The sequence below is a fragment of the Amycolatopsis sp. lyj-112 genome (assembly GCF_046549055.1).
In the GTDB taxonomy this organism is placed as follows: Bacteria; Actinomycetota; Actinomycetes; order Mycobacteriales; family Pseudonocardiaceae; genus Amycolatopsis.
The window spans coordinates 154,508-173,141 of the sequence record NZ_JAJPWS010000014.1 but is presented as its reverse complement, the minus strand read 5'-3'; the positions used below and the strand labels follow the sequence as shown (position 1 = coordinate 173,141).

Here is an 18,634-nt window from a genome sequence, read left to right as displayed (position 1 = left end):
CGTATGCGCCGGCTATTCGGCCGCCTGTGCGGCAATATCCGCCCGAACCGGTGCGAGACCGCCAGACGTCTCGTAGCGGTAAAATCCCTCACCGCTCTTGCGGCCGAGCAGGCCGGCGTCGGTCAGGCGGCGCAACAGCGGGCACGGCCGGTACTTGCTGTCGGCGTAGTGCTCGTAGAGCACCTCGATGCTGTAGAGGATCGTGTCCAGACCGATGAGGTCGGCCGTCTCCAGCGGACCCATGGGGTGACCGAAACACTCACGGAACACTTCGTCGACGGTCGCGGCCGGAGCGGTCCCTTCGTGCACGAGGAACGCCGCCTCGTTGACCGTGAGCATCAGCACTCGATTGGACACGAATCCACAAGCGTCGTTGACCGCCAGCGCTTTCTTGCCCATCGCGCCGAGCAGGTCCCGGATCCTGTCCATCGTTTCCGGCGACGTGTGGTGCCCTGGGATGAGTTCGACCGCGGGCTTCATCGGCACCGGATTCATGAAATGCACGCCCACCACCCGGTCCGCGCGGTCGGTCACACCCGCGACCTTGGTGATCGGAATGGCCGACGTGTTCACCACGAAGATGGTCTCCGGCTTGCACGTCCGGCCGAGTTCGACATAGAAGGCACGCTTCTCGTCCCAGTTCTCCGTGATGTTCTCGATCACGACATCGGCTTCGGCCAGCCCGGACACCCCGACCGACACGGTGATCCGGGACATCACCTCCCCCACGTCCACCCGTGGTCCGCCCGTCAGCCCGCTGAACCGGCAGTTTTGCCGGATCTTCGTGAGCGCCGCGTCGAGTGCCGCCGGGGAGATGTCGGTGAGGATCACCTGGTGCCCCGTCTGTGCCAGGTTCTGCGCGACTCCGGTCCCCATCACACCGGCGCCCGCCACTCCGACGATCGTCATGGGATTTTCCTTTCTTCGGTGACAGGGGGACCGGCCCGTCCGGCCTCCGCCAGTACCGCGCCGGTGAGCAGCCGCACCGTCGGGTGTTCGAGCACGGTGAGTACCGAAACCACCAGTGCCAAGCGGCTCCTGAGTTTCGCGACGAGTTGCGTGGCCAGCAAGGAGTGGCCACCCAGCTCGAAAAAGTCGTCGTGGGCGCCGACAGGTTCGATCCCGAGTACCTCCGACCAGACTTCGGCGACGTCGTGTTCCGGCCCCTCCGACGGTGGTTCGAACGGAGTGCTCAGCGGTGGCCGCGCGTGCAGGAGCATGGGTGCGATCCCGGTTTCGTCGGCCCGCGCGGTGTTGTCGCGGCTCAACGCGACGACCCACTCGGTCATGCGATCCGCCAGTGACCCGCTCGAGGTGACTAGGTGCCCGACCTTGCCGGCGAGCGTCAGAGCGCGGTCGAACACCTCGACCGCTTCTTCTGGCGCCATCGAGAAGTCGGTGATCGTCGCGCCGGAACCCGGGTGCTGCTCCGGCCTGATCCGCCACGCCTCCCAGTCGACGGTCAGCCAACGGCCCTGACCGGACTGCCTCGCCTGGACGGCGTAGGCGTCGAGTGCCGCGTTGGCCGCGGCGTAGGCCCCGAAGTGGAGGCCGCCGAGCACCGCGGCCAACGAGGACAACGTGATTCCCGTCGGCCGCTGCCCCGTGCGTGCCAGCGCTTCCTGGAGCACGAGGAATCCGTGCGCCTTGGCCCGGAAGTGGGCGTCGTACTGATCGGGCGTCAACGCCCAGGACTCGTTGAAATAGCTGGGATCGGACACGCCTGCCCCGTGTACGACGAGGTCCAGCCGGCCGAACCGGCTCTCGGCCGTGCGCACCACCCGTGCCATGGCCTCGACGTCGGCGGTGTCGGCCGCGGCGGTGACGATCTCGGCACCGGCCTCCTCGAGTTCGAGAAGGAGGCGCAGCTGACGGCACCGTCGTTCACCGAGGTCTCCCCGGCGAACGTGGTCCGGCCACGCCACGCGATCCGGCAACGGCGTGGTCGCCGTGAGCAGGAGCCGCGCCCCACGAGTCCGTACCAGGTGCCTCGCCAGTTCGAGACCGACGTCGCCGAGACCACCGGTGATCAGGACGCCTGCGCCGTCCGGTACCACGGTGGACAGCACCCCGTCCGCCGCCGGGGGCACGGCCAACGGTTCGAAGTCCCTCGTCCAGCGGACACCGAACCGATAGGCGACCACGGTCTCGGACGCCGTCGCGATCTCGGTGACCACGTCGAGCGCCAGCCCGCTGATCGTCTCCGGCGACAGCGATCCGGTCGGCTCCACGTCGATCTGCCGGCAGGAGATTTCCGCGCACTCCTGGGAGATCACCGGCGTGAGCCCCGACAGCGTCGCCTGCTCCGGATGACTCGGGGCGACGCCGTTGACGGCCGCGGCGCCGCCGGTCAGCACGACCAGCCGCACCGAGCGTGCCGCGTGACGGCGGTTGAGTGCGCCCACCGTCGTGCGTACCGCGTGGAAACCGCGCGACTGAGCCATGTCGAATGACGTCAGCCGGTCGGACAGACGTGCGGACAGTTCGCCCGGCATGGCGAGGGACCACCCGTGCACCACCGTCCTCGGCGGTGTCCCCGCCGAGGACGCCAGAGCGTCCACCAGCCGGTCGTGGTCACCGGGTTCGCCTGGGCGGACGATGAAGTCGTGGCCGTTGCCACCGAACTCCGTTCCCGGCCGGGCGATCGTGACATCCGCGCCCACCGTGCGCAGGTGGCCTGCCATCCGCTCGGTGAGCGGATCGTCGGCGAAGACCAGCCAGGGCCCCAGTTCGCGCAGTGCGGCGACCGGCGCCGGTTCGATCAGCGGCCGTGACCGCCAGACCGGCTGGTAGAACCAGTCGCGGAGGGCCTCGTTGCGGCCACGAGCGGCGGCAGGCGGCATCTCTTCGCCACGGGGCACGCCGGGCTCGACCCAGTGGCGGGTCCGGCGGAAGGGATAGGTCGGCAACGCGACACGGCGCCGGTGCCCGTCGGCCAGGACCGTGAAGTCCCAGTCCACCCCGGCGAGCCACAGCCGTCCCACCTGCTCCCAGAACCAGCGGGGACCGGAGGGAACGAGCCCTGGGGTCGCCTCGGCGACCAACTCGCCACCCGTCGCGACCACCGGTAGCCCGGCGGCGATCAGCAGATCCGCGACGTCTTCCGCTTCGTCGCCGAGCGGGAGCGCGGTGCGGACTTCGGCCAGAGCGCGGTCCGGAGTGGCCGAGTACGCGGCACGGGTCAGCCGGACCTGTGGATTGCGGCGCACGACGGTCTCCGTGGTCCACCGCGAAGGGTCGCCGAGCGCCTTGACCGCGTCCGCGAGGTCGTCGCACACCATGTAGCGCCGTACGGTGAAGCCCGTCTTGGACTGCTGAAGGGTGAAGGCCACATCGGCCAGGTCGAGGTCGGACCGGGTCGCCAGGAAGTCCCGGAGCCGCCCGGTGGCCTCGTCGAGCGCATCGAGGTCACGAGCGGAGAGCGCCAGTAGCCGTGGGCCTGAGGACTCGGGTCGCGGCGTGGCGGTCGGCGGCTGCTCGAGCACCACGTGGACGTTCGTCCCGCCGAGGCCGAATGAGCTCACCCCGGCCCGCCGTGGTCCGCTCGACTGCCAGGCGCGGTCACTCGCCAGCACTTCGAACCGCCCCGCGGCGGCCACGAGCGCGGGATTCGGCATGCCGTAGTTCGGCGTCCCCGGCAGCAGTCCGTGCTCGATGGCCAGCGCGGCACGGATGAGCCCGCTGACGCCGGAAGCCCGGTCGAGGTGGCCGTGTGTGGGTTTCAGTGAGCCCAGGACCGTGACCGGCCGGTCTGTGCCGGACGACTCGTGGTCTGCCTCCACCGCCCGGAACGCCCGGTCGAGCGCGGACAGTTCCACCGAATCGCCGAGCATCGTGCCGGTGGCGTGGCATTCCACGTAACCGATCGTGCGCGGATCGATCCCGGAGATCCGGATCGCGTCCTCGATCGCCGCGGCTTGGCCATCGAGGCCCGGGGCCGAGTACCCGACCTTGGCGCGCCCGTCGTTGGTCATCGCGGATCCGCGGAGCACCGCGTAGAGGTGATCGCCGTCCCGCAACGCGTCTTCGGTGCGCTTGAGCACCACCACACCGACCCCGTTGCCGATCACGGTGCCCGCGGCGCGCGCGTCGAAACTCCGCACCACACCATCCGGGGAGGTGATGCCGCCTTCCTCGAAGCGATATCCCGCAGGCTGGGGCAGGTCGATGGAGGCGCCACCGGCCAGCGCGACGTCGCTTTCGAACGTCAGGAGGCTCTGCACCGCCAGATGAACCGCCGCCAGCGAAGTGGAACAGAAGCTCTGCACCGACACGCTGGGCCCGCGCAGACCGAGCTTGTAGGAGACCATTGTGGACAGCGCGTCGCGGTCGTTTCCCGCGGCCAGCTGCAGTTTGTGCAGATCGGCCATCAGATCCGGCCGGGTGTGGATGTTCTGGAGCAGGTAGTTGGTGAAGCCGCTGCCCGCGAACACCCCCGTCCTGGCGACCATGGCGTCCGGCCGGTAACCGGCGGATTCCAGCGCTTCCCAGACACATTCCAGGAACAGCCGGTGCTGGGGATCGGTGGTTTCGGCCTCTCTCGGCGTGAAGCCGAAGAACGACGCGTCGAACAGCGCGATATCGGCCAAGGGCGCGGCCACCCGCACGTAGCCGGGGTCGGCCGCGACCGCCGGATCGACGCCCGCGTCGGCGATCTCTTCAGCAGTCACGATCCGGATGCCGGGGGTTCCGGTCACCAGATCGCGCCAGAACTCGTCGATCCCGTCGGCACCGGGGAACCGGCCGGACATCCCGACCAGCGCCACCGACGCGTACTGCTCCTCCTCGGCGTTCACCGGCCGGCCCTTCTGCGTTGCCGTGCCTGCCCGGCCTGACCCGTTCTGCGCAGTTCCGCGCGCACCTGCCGGTCGGTCTGCTGTTCGACGGCCTGCCCGTCACCGTCCGGGTCCCCGAGCTTGCGGTCGATGAGCGCGGCAAGCGTCTCGGTCGTGGGTGCCTCGTAGATCACGTGCGGCGCCAACTCGTCCAGGCCGAAGTACCGGCGCAGGCGTGCCACGAGGTCGAGCCCCACCAGCGAATTGCCGCCCAGCTCGAAGAAGTTGTCGATGAGCCCGATCCGGTCGAGGCGCAGCGTCTCGCCCCACAGGTCGGCGATCAGCTGCTCGGTCGGCGTCTGCGGCGCGAAGTACTCGGTCACGAGTTCCGGTCTGCTGTGCCGTTTGCCGCCGCTGCCGTCCCGTCCTCGCCCACCCACGACGTCCGTGGTGAAGGAGGTGCTCAGCTCCGCGATCGCGGCGAAGTCCTGTGTGGACACGATCACCCGGCTCTCACCGGTCGACAACGCCCGCAGCAGGCTTTGCCATCCCTCATCGAACTCGATACCGAACCTGGCCCGGTTGTTGCGGAAGAACTCCCGCAGCTTCGGCTCGTACGCGTCCAGCCCGCGCTCCCAGGCGTTCCAGCGCCACTCCCCCCAGTCGATCGCGACCACCCGGCGCGCGGGCGTGTTGTAACGCTCGGCGAAGGCGTCCAGGTAGGCGTTCGCCGCGCAGTAGTCCACCTGACCCGGGCCACCGCCGGTCGCCGACGTGATCGACGAGAACAGCACCAGGAAGTCGAGCGGTACCTCGTCCGGCCCGTCCAGTGCGAGCACCCTGCCCAGCGCCGACGTACCCGAGGTCTTCGGGCCGAGCACGTCAGGGTCCCCGTCGGTGTCCTTGAACTGCATGAGGCCCATGCCCGGCGCGCCCGCGAGGTGCAGGACTCCGTGGAGGGCGCCGAACCTCGTCATCGCCACCCGCACCGCGCGGCTCAGGTCGTCCTCCCGGCTCGCGTCGCCGACGACGATCTCGACCTGGCTGCCCAGGTCGGTGAGCGCCCGGACACCGGCCACCCGCCGGGACATGGCGCCGTCCACGTCCGCATCGCCCGTCGGCAGCCCGGTTCGGCTCATCAGCACAAGCCGGGCCTGGTAGTCGCGCGCCAGGCGTTCCGCCATCGCCAGCCCCAGCCCGCCGAGCCCGCCGGTGATCAGATACACCCCTCCCGGTCGCACCGCCGTCCCCTCGGGTTCACCGGGCAACGGCGCGAAGCGGTTCACCCAGCGCCGCCCGCCGCGCAACGCCACTACCTGCTCGTCCGGCGCCCGCACCAGTTCGGCCGCGATATCGCACGCCGCGTCCGGGCCGGCGGTGGGTACGTCGATCAAACGGGTCGTCACTCCGGGGGACTCCAGCGGGATCACCCGACAGGGACCGGTGAGCATCGCCATGCCGGGGTCGACGACGTCACCGGCCATGACGTTCTGGGTGCCCGTGGTCACGATGTCCAGTGACCAGCTGTCCATCCCGGCTTCACCGGCCGCGCGGGCGAGTGCCGCCAGTGTGCGGAAACCGCGGTCGGTCGCCGTGCTCTCGTCCTCTGCCGCGGCTCGTGACAACGTCCACAGGTGGACCACACGCCGCGGCAGCTTTCCCTTGCCACGCAAAGCCGACAGCAGGGCCACCGTGTCCGCCACGGACCCGGGACGCAGACGGTATCCCTCGTCGGTCTCGGCGAACCGGTCGCCGGGGAAAACCCGCACCACGTCGCCCCCGGACAAACCGGCCAGGTGGGTCTCGTGCAGCACGTCGTCGGTGAGCACGTCGTCGGCATAGACCAGCCATGGTCCGTCGGCCGGGGCGGGAGCGCCTGGTTTTTGGTGCCATACCGGGAGAAAGAGCCAGTCTGACTCCGGCAACCTCGGCAGGGCGCCCAGCCGGTCGAACACGCTCGCGCCGGACATGTCCTTTGTGGACGTGTCCGGGTCCAGCCAGTACTCCTGCCGTTCGAACGGATAGGTCGGCAGCGGTATCCGCCGGACGGGTGGCGGCCCGTCCGGGTCTGCACCCGCGCCGTGATGGGCCTGCCAGTCGACGGACACGCCGAGTAACCACAGCCGCGCCACGCATTCCGCCAGCACACGGTCGGCCGGGCGCTCGTCCCCGCGTGCTGGAAGCGAGGCGACGACCATCGGCCACTTGCCGGTGGAGTCGACGGGCTCGCCGCCCAGGCCGATCTCGACGACCACGAGCTCCGGTTCGGTGAGGAGCGCCTGCGCGCCGTCGTCGGAGCGCCCCGTCTCGCACAACTGGCGCGCCCAGTACCCAGGATCGCGTACCAGCGCCGCGTCGACCGGCTCGCCGGTGACGTCGGAGAGATACGGCGTCACCGGTGCGTGCAGGGTGATGTTCTCGCCGATCCATTCGGTCAGCTCGTCGACCATCGCTCCCCGCGCGACCAGCGGCGCCTGGTGGGACACGAGGCGCAGGGCGTCGGTGAGGGACAGCACCCCGCTGAGGCAGGCCGCCACGTACTTCCCGAAGCCGTGTCCGATCATTGCCGTCGGCTGGATTCCCCATGCCATAAGGGTTCTGGCGAGGGAGTACTCGACGGCGAACAGCGCGGGCCACGCGACTTCCGTGCCGTCTACGCCGTCGTGCGCGCTCGCCCGTTCTCCGTTCAGGAGGTCGATCAGCCCTGGCGCACCGCCTGTCCCGGCCAGCACGGCCACGCACTCCCCGAGCCGGGCACGGAACTCCGGTTCGTTCTCGCGGAGATCCGCGATCAGATCCGGATGTGGCTCACCGGAGCCGAACGCGAAGGCGACGGGACGGCCCTCGCCAGGGTCCGTCCGGCGAAGGAGGTCCCCGTCGGTGAGCGCGCCGATCAGCCCGGCCACGCCGGAACTCACCGCGACCGCCCGGTGCGGGAAGGTCTTCCTGCCCACCTGGAGCGTGTAGGCCACGTCGGCGAGGTCGGTCGTCGGCTCGGCGGCCAACGCGTCCCGCAGCCGCGTGCACATGGGCGCCAGCGCGGACTCGGTGCGGGCGGACAACGGCACCACGTGGTGGCGGCGACGCCACGTGCGGTCGGCTTCGCGGACCACCGCCTCCTCGACGACGATGTGCACGTTGGTGCCGCCCATACCGAGCGAGTTGATCCCCGCGATCCGCAGCCGCTGGGAGTCCACCGGCCAAGGAACCGGCCGGGTGGGCACGTAGAACGGGCTGTTCGCGAAGTCGATCTCGGGGTTGGGCCGTTCGAAGTGCAGATGGGGCGGGATGACCTGGTGATGAAGCGCGAGAGTGGCCTTGATCAGTCCGGTGACCCCGGCCGCGCGGTCCAGATGGCCGATGTTGGTCTTGACCGACCCGATCGGGCAGTACCCCTCACCCGCGGTCGCACCGAACGCCCGGGTGAGCGCCGCGACCTCGATCGGATCGCCCAGCTCGGTGCCGGTCCCGTGCGCTTCGACGTAGCCGACGTCCGACGCGTCGACGCCGGCGGCGGCCAACGCGTCCGAGATGACGCGCGCCTGGCCCGCGACGCTGGGGGCGGTGTAGCCGACCTTCATCGCGCCGTCGTTGTTGATGGCCGAGCCGCGGATCACACCCCAGATCGTGTCGCCGTCCCGCATCGCGTCGGCCAGTGGTTTCAGCACGACCACAGCGGCGCCGTCGCCGAACATGCTCCCGCGCGCTGCCGCGTCGAAGGTCCGCACGTGACCGTCCGGCGACGCCATTCCTCCCGGCTGGTACAGATGGCCGACACGATCCGGGACACGCACCGAAACACCGCCCGCGATGGCCATTTCGGCCTCCCCTGCGCGGAGGCTCTGGCACGCCAGGTGCACCGCGACCAGCGAAGTGGAACAGAAGGTCTGCACGGCCAGGCTGGGGCCCTGGAGATCGAGGACGTAGGACACCGTCGTGGCCAACGCGTCCTTGTCATTGCCCATGACCAGTTCGTAGTCGTTGATGTTCTCGTCACCGCGCATCCGCTGCTGCGCGTTCAGCAGGTAGGTGCTGATGTTCGTACCGGCGAACACACCGACCGGGCCGCGGTGCGCGGGATGGCCGTAACCCGCGTTTTCGAGCGCCTCCCAGCAGATCTCGAGGAAGATGCGCTGTTGCGGGTCGGTGGTGGTGGCCGCACGGGCGCTGTAGCCGAAGAACGCCGCGTCGAAACCACGGATGTCGTCGAGTACCGGACGCGCGGGTACGTAGTCGGGATCCGCGATGGACATGCCGGACACCCCGGACGCGGCGAGTTCGGCGGGGTCGAACGACGCAATGGATTCCCGTCCGGCCATCAGGTTCCGCCACAGCGCGGCCGGGTCGCCCGCGCCGGGAAACCGGCCCGCCATCCCGACGATCGCGATCCGGTCCTGCCCGCTCCGGGGCGCGACCGGAGTACGTGCCGCGCGCGGGGGAACCGAGCGTCTGGGCGGCGCGAGCAAGGCGGCGAACGCCCGCACCGTCGGAGCCTCGAACAGCGTGACCGCGGGGAACGCCTTCCCGAACCTCCGCTTGGCCAGGCTCAGCATCTGCAGGCCCAGCAGCGAGTTGCCGCCCAGGTCGAAGAACGGGTCGTCGAGCCCGATCCCGTCGATCCCGAGCACACCCGCCCACAGCTCCGCCACCTCGCGCTCGCTGTCGGACACCGGAGGCGCGAACGGCTGCGCGAGGTCCGGCCGCGGCCCGCGGTCGGCGACGGGGAGTGCCACCGGTTCCACCGTTGTCGCCGACAGGCCGAGCCGGTCGGCAAGGTCACCTACGACCACCAGGACGGATGGCCGGGGCGCGTCGAGGATCCGGTCGAACATGGCAAGTGCCGCGGGTTCACTCATCGAGTTCTCGGCCATCGACGCACCGAGACCCCCTTTGATCCGTGCCGCGGTGGGCGCCCACGTGTCCCAGGCAGCCGCGATCCAGCGGGTAGTCGCGTCCGGGACGGCCATCGCGCTCATCCCGGCGTTGGCGGCGGCGTAGCTCGCGAAGCCCAGGCCGCCGAGCACCGTCGACGTCGAGGAGAAGAGCACGCAGAAGCCCGGCCGGTGCTCGACCGGAAGCTCGCCGATCAGCTGCCGGAGCACGGCCGTACCGCGAACCTTGGGCGCGAAGTGCCGTTCGAGCAGTTCGACGGTCACGGAACCCAGTGGCCGCAGCGTGGAAACGTCGGTCTCCCCCGCCGCGTGGATGACGCCGTCGACCGAGCCGTGTTCGGCGAACACCGATCGCATGCGATCGAGGTCGGTGACGTCCGCCGCGACGACGACCACCTCCGCCGAGATGTCCGGCAAAGGTTCCGGAAGCCGGCCTGTCCTGCTGGTCAACAAGATCCGGCCGGCGCCGCGGTCGGCCAGGTGCCGGGCCACGAGCCTGCCCACGTCGCCGGTGCCACCGGTGATCAGATATGTGCCGCCGGGCCGGATGGTGACAGGCGAGGGCGCCGCACCAGCGCTCTCGGCGTCGACGTAGTCAACGACGTACCGGTCTTCCCCGCGACAGGCCACGGCCTCCGGCGCCTCGGTGGCGCCGAGTTCCCCCAGCAGCTGCTGGAGATCCGTCGAGCCCGGATCCAGGTCGACGGTCCTGACCACCAGATCCGGGTACTCCTGTCCGGCGACCACACACATCGCGACCACCGCTGCCTGGATCGGCACGACCGCGTCCGCGGGGCGCACCGCGCAGGCACCTCTCGTGACCACGACGACACGCGTGCCGGGGAGGTGTGACGTCCCCACGTCGGCCATCAGCCGGCAGAGACCGACCAGGTCTCCTCCGCCATCGAAGTCCAGCGGGCGCAGGTCGACGACGACGGCGGTCCGGCCGTCGACCGGGCCGGCGGCCCCGACCTCGCCGGGGGCCACCAGGCGTACGTCGACGCCCGTTTCCGACAGCAGATCCCTGAGCCGGGCGGCCGCTCCTCCGGAGTCCGGGATCATGAGGCACGGTCCGGTCAAGGTGCCCGTCGGCCGCTCCACGATCCGCCAGGACGGCACCAGTGCGCGAGGGGCACGTCCCGGAGGCACGACGTCCACCGGTGTCTCCGGGACCGCGGCCGGCGGGTCGATCCAGTGCCGCTTTCGCTGGAAGGGATAGCCCGGCGCATCGGTTCGCCGTGGCGCGCGCCCCTTCTGGTACCCCTCCCAGTCGATCGCGACACCGGTCAGCCACAGGCGCCCGACGGCCTCGGTGATCGTGTGGTCGGCCGACCGGTCGTCGGCGGCACCCGGCATCGTCGGGATGATGAGCGGCCATCGCTCACGGGCACATTCGGCGTGGCCGCGCACCATGGCCCCGAGCGACTGCCCCGGTCCGATCTCCAGCAACGCGAGATCGTTGTCACGCAACAAACCCGAGACCATGTCGACGAACTTGACCGGAGAGCACATGTGCTCACTCCAGTAGCCGGGATCCGTCGCCTGCTCCGGCGTAACGAACGCACCGGTCACATTGGACAGATAAGGAATCCGTGGCGGGCTCAGCCGGATCTCGTCGCCGATCCACGCCGTCAACGCGGAACACGCACCGTTGAGCATCCGCGAGTGGAATGCGTGCGTGGTACTCAGCTCTCGAGCGGGCACACCCTCTTCGACCAGGGAGTCAGTGAGGGCGCGCAGGTCGTCGTGCGTGCCGCTGACCACGGTCAGCTGCGGACCGTTTTCCGCCCCGACGTCCAGCGCTGACAGGCCGAGGCGGCCTATCCGCGCCGTGACCTCGGCGGAGGAAAGCGGCACTGCCGCCATGGTCCCGCCGGGCAGCGCGCTGATCAGCCGGGCGCGGTAGGCCACCACCGCCAAGGCGTCACGGAGGGACAGCACACCGGCGAACGTGGCGGCGACATACTCGCCGACGCTGTACCCCGCCATCACCCGCGGCCGGACACCCCATGACAGGAACAGCGCGCCGAGGGCGTACTCCACCGCGAACACGGCCGGCTGGATGACTTCCGTGGCGGTAACGTCCTCGGGACCGTCGCTCCCGCGCCCCATCGTCCGCGCGAACGAGCCCGCTTCCCGGACACGCGGACCGAGGAACGAGGAGACCGGATCGACGCCGAGGATTTCGGTGAGCATGTGGCGGCACTCGTCCAGCGACTCCCGGAACACCGGCTCGGTCCGGTACAGGTCGAACGCCATTCCGGGGTACTGCTCACCGACCCCCGCGATCAGCCAGCCGGTCTGCCGGTCACCGCGACTTTCCTGCCTCATGAGGCAACGCCCGGCCCGCAATGCTTCCGCCGCACCGGTTCCGGTCGTCGCGACGGCCATCCGCCGGTGTTCAAACGAGCGACGTCCAGTCTGCAGGGTATAGGCAAGGTCGGTCAGATCCGCGTCGCCGACGTGCTCCGCCAGCCTTGCCGTGGCGTCATCGGCGGCGGCGGCGGTGCGTCCGGACCATACGAGCAGCTCGTGCCGTCGCGGAGAGTCCGGCCGGGCGGGCGGATGTGGCGCCTCTTCCACGACCACGTGCGCGTTCGTACCGCCGATGCCGAACGCACTTACCCCGGCACGCCGCGGGCGCTCGTCCGTCCGGCGCCACCGGTGTGCCGTGGAGAGCACCCGCAGGTCGGCCTCGCCGGTGCGCAACTGCTCGTTCGGTTCCGAGAAGTTGAGCGTGCGCGGCAGTTCCCCGTTGTGCAACGCGAGTGCGACCTTGATCAGTCCCGTGACACCCGCTGCCCGGTCCAGGTGCCCGAGGTTCGTCTTGACCGAACCGAGAAGAACCCGCTCACCGCGGAACACCTTCTGCAACGCCGCTATCTCCGCGGCGTCCCCCAGTGTGGTGCCGGTGCCGTGAGCCTCGAGGTAGTCGATGTCGCCGGGAATGAGGCCCGCGCTCCCGAGCGCCTCCATCACCACCTCGGCCTGTCCCTGCACACCGGGCGCCGAGAAGCCGACCTTGTCGCCCGCGTCGTTGTTCACCGCCCAGCCGCGGATCACCCCGTATATCCGGTCGCGGGCGGCGAGCGCGTCGCCGAGCCGCCGCAGGGCAACGACGCCGACGCCGCTGCCGACCGGGGTGCCGGCGCCGTTCGCGTCGAACGCGCGACACCGGCCATCCGGTGACGTCATTCCACCCTGTTGGTACAGGTAGCCCACCCGGTGCGGCACGGCGACCGAAACACCACCGGCCAGCGCCATGTCGCACTCGCCGTTGGCGAGGCTGCTCGCCGCCGTCGCGACGGCTACGAGCGACGTGGAACAGTAGCTCTGCACCGCGAAGGCCGGTCCGGAAAGACCGAAGGTGTGCGCGACCCGCGTGGCCAGCGAGTCCTTCTCGTTGGCGAGTGCGATCGCCAGCTCCCCCATGGTGTCGAGGACGTCGGGCCGCTTCGCGAGGTTGTTGGTGAGGTAGGTGCTCCACGCCGAGCCGCCGAACACGCCGATGGCCCCGGTGAATCTCGCCGGATCGCACGCGGCGTCCTCTAGCGCCGCCCAGGTGCACTCCAGGAACAGCCGCTGCTGCGGATCGAGGATCTTGGCCTCCATGGGCGGAAGCCCGAAGAAGTCCGCGTCGAACAGATCGATGTCGTCGAGCACGGAACCGGCCCGCACGTACGTCGAATCGGCCAGCAGGTCCCCATGCACCCCCGCTGAGCGCAACTCGTTGTCGGTGAACCGCGAGATGCCGCTCTCACCGGAATGGAGCATCTCCCAGAGCCGGGACACGCTGCCCGCGCCGGGAAACCGGCCGGCCATCCCCACTATCGCGATGTCCGACGAAGGTTCCGCGTCGTGTTCGGCCATCGTCATGGTGCAACCCCCCGCGTTCGTCCGGAAACCGGTCCGCCGCGACGCATCCCGCGCCGGCTGGTGCCTCGATCCCGGCTGCCCAGCAAAGACTCGTTCGCGTTCTGGTCCTCGTCACCGGCCGCGGCGCTGATCCATCGCGCCATGGCCGCGATGGTCGGGTACTGGAAGAGCAGAGCGGGGGCGATGGACACCCCCAGCTCGTGGTGCAGTGCGTTCATCATCGCGGTGCCGATCAGGGAGTTGCCGCCGAGATCGAAGAAGGGATCGTCGACCCCGACCCCCTCGATGCCGAGAAATCGCTCCCACACCGCGGCGATCCGGCGCTCCACGTCGGTGCGGGGCAGCACACACGCCACCTGGAGGCTCGGGCGCCGGTGCCGCGCCTGTACGTGGTCGGGTTCGGGCGCCGGCCCTCTCGTGTCGTTCAGCCGATGCCAGAAGGACGTCAGCTCCGGCAGCGGTTGCCGCAGCGCGAGTACGTTCGGTTCTCCGGACGCGAGAATCCGGCCGAGGATGTCGGCTCCGCTCGCGCCTGTGAAACCGAACTGCGCTCGGTAGTCGCGCACCATCGCGGCCTGGTTCGACGACCGCACCGCTGTCCAGTCGTCGTGCTGCCACGGCCCCCACGCCACCGAGACCACCCGGGTCCCTTTCGCGACGCTTGCGGCGCAGGCGTCGACGACGGTGTTGGCCGCGCAATAGTCGCTTTCGCCGAACCCGCCGAGGACGCTGACCGAAGACGAGAACAACACCAGCGATTCCAGTCGCTCCTCGACCGGGGTGTCGGGGGCGGCCAGTTCCAGCAACGGCACGATCCCGAGCAACTTCGGTGCGAGTACTGCAGCCGCGGACGCCATCTCTTTCCGCTGGATCGCTCCGGAACCGGGTAGACCGGCCGCGTGGATCACCCCGTCCAAGTGGCCGAAGTGTGACCGGGTCTGCCGCAGCGCATGTCTCATCTGGTCGGGTACCCCTACGTCCGCACGGAGGACGAGCACCTCCGCACCGGTATCGACCAGCTCGGCGACATCGCGCACGGTTCGTTCCGTCTGGTCACCAGATGTTCCGACGGATATTCCCGGCCAGTCCGATCGTGGCGGGAGCTGGGTCCTGGACACGAGAGCAAGCCTGCGCACCCCTGCCCGCACCGCGTCTTTGGCCATGGCCATGCCGAGCCCTCGGGTGCCGCCTGTGATCAAGTACACCGCGTCTGCGCGCCACAGTCCGGTTTCCTCCCCCATCCGGACACGTCGCCACGTCCGGTCCCAGCGACGCCCTGACCGCCACGCCGCCACCCCGTCCCGTGCCCCGGAGCTTTCCGCGCACAACTCCGTCCACAGCTGCGCGCCGACGTCATCGGCGCGGGCCGGGTCGAGATCGACGCCACGCCAGGAGAACCGCTGGTACTCGGCGGGAATCACCCGTCCCAGTCCATGTACCACCGACCGTTCTGGCGCAACGAGATCACCACCCACCACGTCCGCGCTACCGGCGCTGACGGTGAGCAGGCGAACGTCCGGCACGTTCGTCAGTTCGCCCAGGGCCTGCACCAGCAGGAGCAGGCTGTCGAACCCCAGGCGAACGGCGTCGTGCATCGCCTCTTCGGTGCCCGCGTCTTGCCGGGTTCCCAAGCTCCACGCGTGCACGATGGCGGTGGGCGTGTCCGGCCGCAGTCTTTCCAACAACGCCCGGTAATGGTCTCCGCGTCCTGGATCGATCGTGACCGTGGACCCGTTCGTGCTGAACCCGCTTCCACGACGAACTTCGGTGATCGACATGCCGGCCGCGCGAGCGAGGTCGACCAGACCGGTGCGGTCGTCGGAGAAGACGATGAGCGCGCCTGTAACGGGCTCCGGGGCAGCGGTCGCCAGCTCCCATCGAGGCGCGTAGCACCAGTCCTCGGCGCTCTGCCGTTTCGTGGCGCGCGACTGACCGGGCTCCGGCCAGAACCGGGCGCGCTGGAAAGGATACGCCGGCAGATCGGCATGCCCGCGCCTGCCGTCGTGCGTCCGGTCCCACCGCACGTCGGCACCGAGCTGCCAGAGCGCACCGACCGATGTCAGCAATCGCTCGCGCGCGCTCTCACCGGACACCACCGACGGCATCGTCGTCAGGACGTCGATGTCGGACTCCCCGGCGAGGTTCTGCCGGACCAGCGCGGAAAGCGTCGCTCCGGGGCCGACCTCGAGCACGACATCGGCATCGAGGTGCCGCACGCTCTCACCGAATCGCACCGGTCGGCACAGGTGGGCGGCCCAGTAGTCCGGATCGGTCACGTCCTCGGGAGTGACCGGCGCGCCGGTCACGTTGGACAGGATGGGGATGGTGTTCGGCATCCGCCGCACACCGGCGATCGCCGCCCGAAGCTCGTCCTGGACGGGGGCGAGCGACGGCGTATGGAAGGCGTGGGTGACGCGTAAGGGACGGGCGGCGATGCCGCGCTCGGACAACCAGCCGCTGAATACCGCAATGTCCCCGGCGTCTCCGGACAACACGGTCATGTACGGCCCGTTCGCGGCCGCCACCGTGGCACGCGCACCCGCCTCGCCGAGCCACGCCGTCGTGTCGGCTTCTCCCGCGGCGACTGCCAGCATCGCGCCGGCAGGCCGGCTGCCGATCAGCTCCGCGCGGCGCCGCACGATCCGCACCGCGTCCGACAGCGTGAACACGCCCGCGGCGCAGGCGGCCGTGTACTCGCCGAGGCTGTAGCCCACCAGCAGATCCGGCCGGATCCCCCAGTGCTCCAGGAGACGGATCAGCGCCACCTCGACGGCGAACACCGCCGGATGTGCGATTTCGGGCCGGTCGAGGTCACTCGAAGACGTCGGCTCCGCACTCCCGATGAGTTCCGCCAGCGACCGCGCCGCGACCTCGCCGAGCACCGCCGCCCGTAGATCCGCCTCGGGCAGCAACCCGGCACACTCGTCGATGACACCGGCGAACACCGGCTCGGTCTCATACAGCTCCGCACCCATACCGGCGCGCTGGTCACCCGCTCCGGGCAACAGGAACGCCACCCGCGGCGCCTCCGGGCGTGCGGGTCGCGACGGTGGCAGCAGGTGGGGATCGGCCAGTCTGCGGACGGCGTCTCCTGCGTCCCTGCACACGATGGACCGCCGGACGCGTAACGGGGTCCGCCCGGTCTGCGTGGTGTGCGCGACGTCCGCCAGGTCGGCGTTCGATGGCCACGCTTCGGCCAGCCGCCGTGCCTGCACGTCCAGCGCCTGTCCGCTGTTCGCGGACATCGTGAGGACCTGCCACGGACGTCCGGGAACCGGCGGTGCCACAACAGGCGCCTTCTTCAGCACGACGTGTGCGTTCGTGCCGGACCACCCGAACGAACTGACCCCGCAGACCCCGGTGGCCAAGGGCGTCAGCGCCGAAACCGGCCGGATCGTGCCATCCTCGGGAATGGCGTCGCTCGGCTGCTCGAAATGGAGGTTGGGGGGCATCACGTCGTTCTCGAGCGCCAGCACGGCCTTGACTAGTCCGGCCATACCGGCACCGGCCAGCGTATGCCCGATGTTCGTCTTCACCGCACCGACCAGCAGCGGATCTGTCGCCGGCCGCGAGCCGAACACTTCGTGGAGCGCGGTGAGTTCGACGGCGTCACCCAGCGACGTACCCGACCCGTGTGCTTCGACGAAGCCGACGTCCGACGGCGTCATCCCGGCCATTGCCAACGCATCGCGGATGACCGCGGCCTGTGCGGCAGGGTTCGGCGCCGTCAACCCATTGGTCCGGCCGTCCTGGTTCGTCGCCGATCCGAGAAGTACGGCCCTGATTCTGTTCCCGTCGCGCTTCGCGTCCGACAGGCGCTTGAGAATCACCACGCCGCCACCCTCACCCATGGCGAAACCGTCCGCGCGTTCGTCAAAAGTCTTACACGTTCCATCCGGGGACAGCATCGACATGCTGCATGCGTGGAGGTATGAATTGGGGTGAACATTGAGAGACACACCTGCCGCCATTGCCACATCGCATTCACCGCGAAGCAGTGCCTGGGCGGCCAGATGCACCGCGACCAGACCCGACGAACACGCTGTGTCCACTGTGTACGAAGGGCCGCGCAGGTCAAGGAAGTGGGCGATGCGTCCCGCGGCCACGCTCCCGGCACTGCCCATGGCGAAGTACGGGTCAGCGAGACAGGAATCGCCCTGACTGTCCATCTGGACGTGGGTGTACTGGCTGGTGTCCATCAGGCCCACGACCAGTCCGGTAATGCCCCGGCTCAACGCCGGCCCGGTGAGCGAGGCGTCTTCCGTGGCCTCCCAGACAAGTTCCATGAGCAGGCGCTGTTGCGGGTCGGTGCGTAGCGCTTCCTGTGGAGTGAGCCCAAAGAATTCGGCGTCGAAACCCGCGACCTCGCTGAGAAAGGCACCACGTCTGGTATAACTCGCACCTGGCACACCCGGGTCCGGATCGAAGTACTTGCCCACGTCCCATCGTTCGCCTGGCACCTCCGTAACGGCATCGACTCCGGTCGCCAGGTTGTGCCAGAACGCCGCAGGACTGTCCGCACCGCCCGGAAACCGACAGGCCATTCCCACTACGGCGACATGGTCGCCGGCATCGGGGGTCGACACAGCGGCCGGAGTTCGTTCGGCGGCACCGCGGATAAGTCCGTGGGCCAACGCCTGCGGTGTCGGCCACTGAAAAGCGGCGGAGACGTCGATGTCGATATCGAGCGCTTCCTCGAGATCCCCCAGCATACGAACCAAGCCGACCGATGACAGACCTGCTTTCGCGAACGTGTATTGCGGGTCCACGTCGGTGAGGCGACACTTCAGCCACGAGGAAAGCCACTGCACGATCCATTTCTGAATCTCTTCAGAGCTGTGCACGAATCGCTCCCCCACCAAATCACCTGGCCTGCCGGTGTTCCTTTCACTTCGAGATTACGGCAGGCCCCATATCAGCGATCTACACTTCGCCTGGACTGCGTGAATACTCGGGGACACACGCTTCATCTGCGAAAACACCACTGAGATGCGCCGTGGAGGCATGTCGACAGGCATCGTCTGGCAGGCGAAAGGCACGCCATGAGGCACAAGTAGATGGAGGCGACCGCACAGCTGGGTCCTCGGCGAG

Annotated in this window: 4 protein-coding genes; all 4 read right to left on the bottom strand. The window is 69.4% G+C overall.

Going from position 1 to position 18,634, the window contains the following annotated elements:
- Nucleotides 1–12 precede the first annotated feature (12 nt).
- The 4 genes from ACLJRL_RS34080 to ACLJRL_RS34065 are packed head-to-tail and all read right to left on the bottom strand — an operon-like array spanning nucleotide 13 to nucleotide 18,354.
- Complete coding sequence (locus ACLJRL_RS34080; RefSeq protein ID WP_410660465.1) at nucleotides 13–909, bottom strand: 3-hydroxyacyl-CoA dehydrogenase family protein; 897 nt, start codon at nucleotides 907–909, stop codon at nucleotides 13–15.
- Nucleotides 906–4,796, bottom strand: coding sequence for an SDR family NAD(P)-dependent oxidoreductase (locus ACLJRL_RS34075; RefSeq protein ID WP_410660464.1), 3,891 nt, complete (start codon nucleotides 4,794–4,796; stop codon nucleotides 906–908). The genes ACLJRL_RS34080 and ACLJRL_RS34075 overlap by 4 nt, the downstream gene beginning before the upstream one ends.
- Entirely contained in the window at nucleotides 4,793–13,543 is an 8,751-nt protein-coding gene (locus tag ACLJRL_RS34070) for an SDR family NAD(P)-dependent oxidoreductase (RefSeq protein WP_410660463.1), read from the bottom strand. The genes ACLJRL_RS34075 and ACLJRL_RS34070 overlap by 4 nt, the downstream gene beginning before the upstream one ends.
- On the bottom strand, nucleotides 13,540–18,354 hold the full coding sequence (locus ACLJRL_RS34065; protein WP_410660484.1) for an SDR family NAD(P)-dependent oxidoreductase: 4,815 nt from the start codon (nucleotides 18,352–18,354) through the stop codon (nucleotides 13,540–13,542). The genes ACLJRL_RS34070 and ACLJRL_RS34065 overlap by 4 nt, the downstream gene beginning before the upstream one ends.
- Between the last annotated feature and the right edge of the window lie 280 nt (nucleotides 18,355–18,634).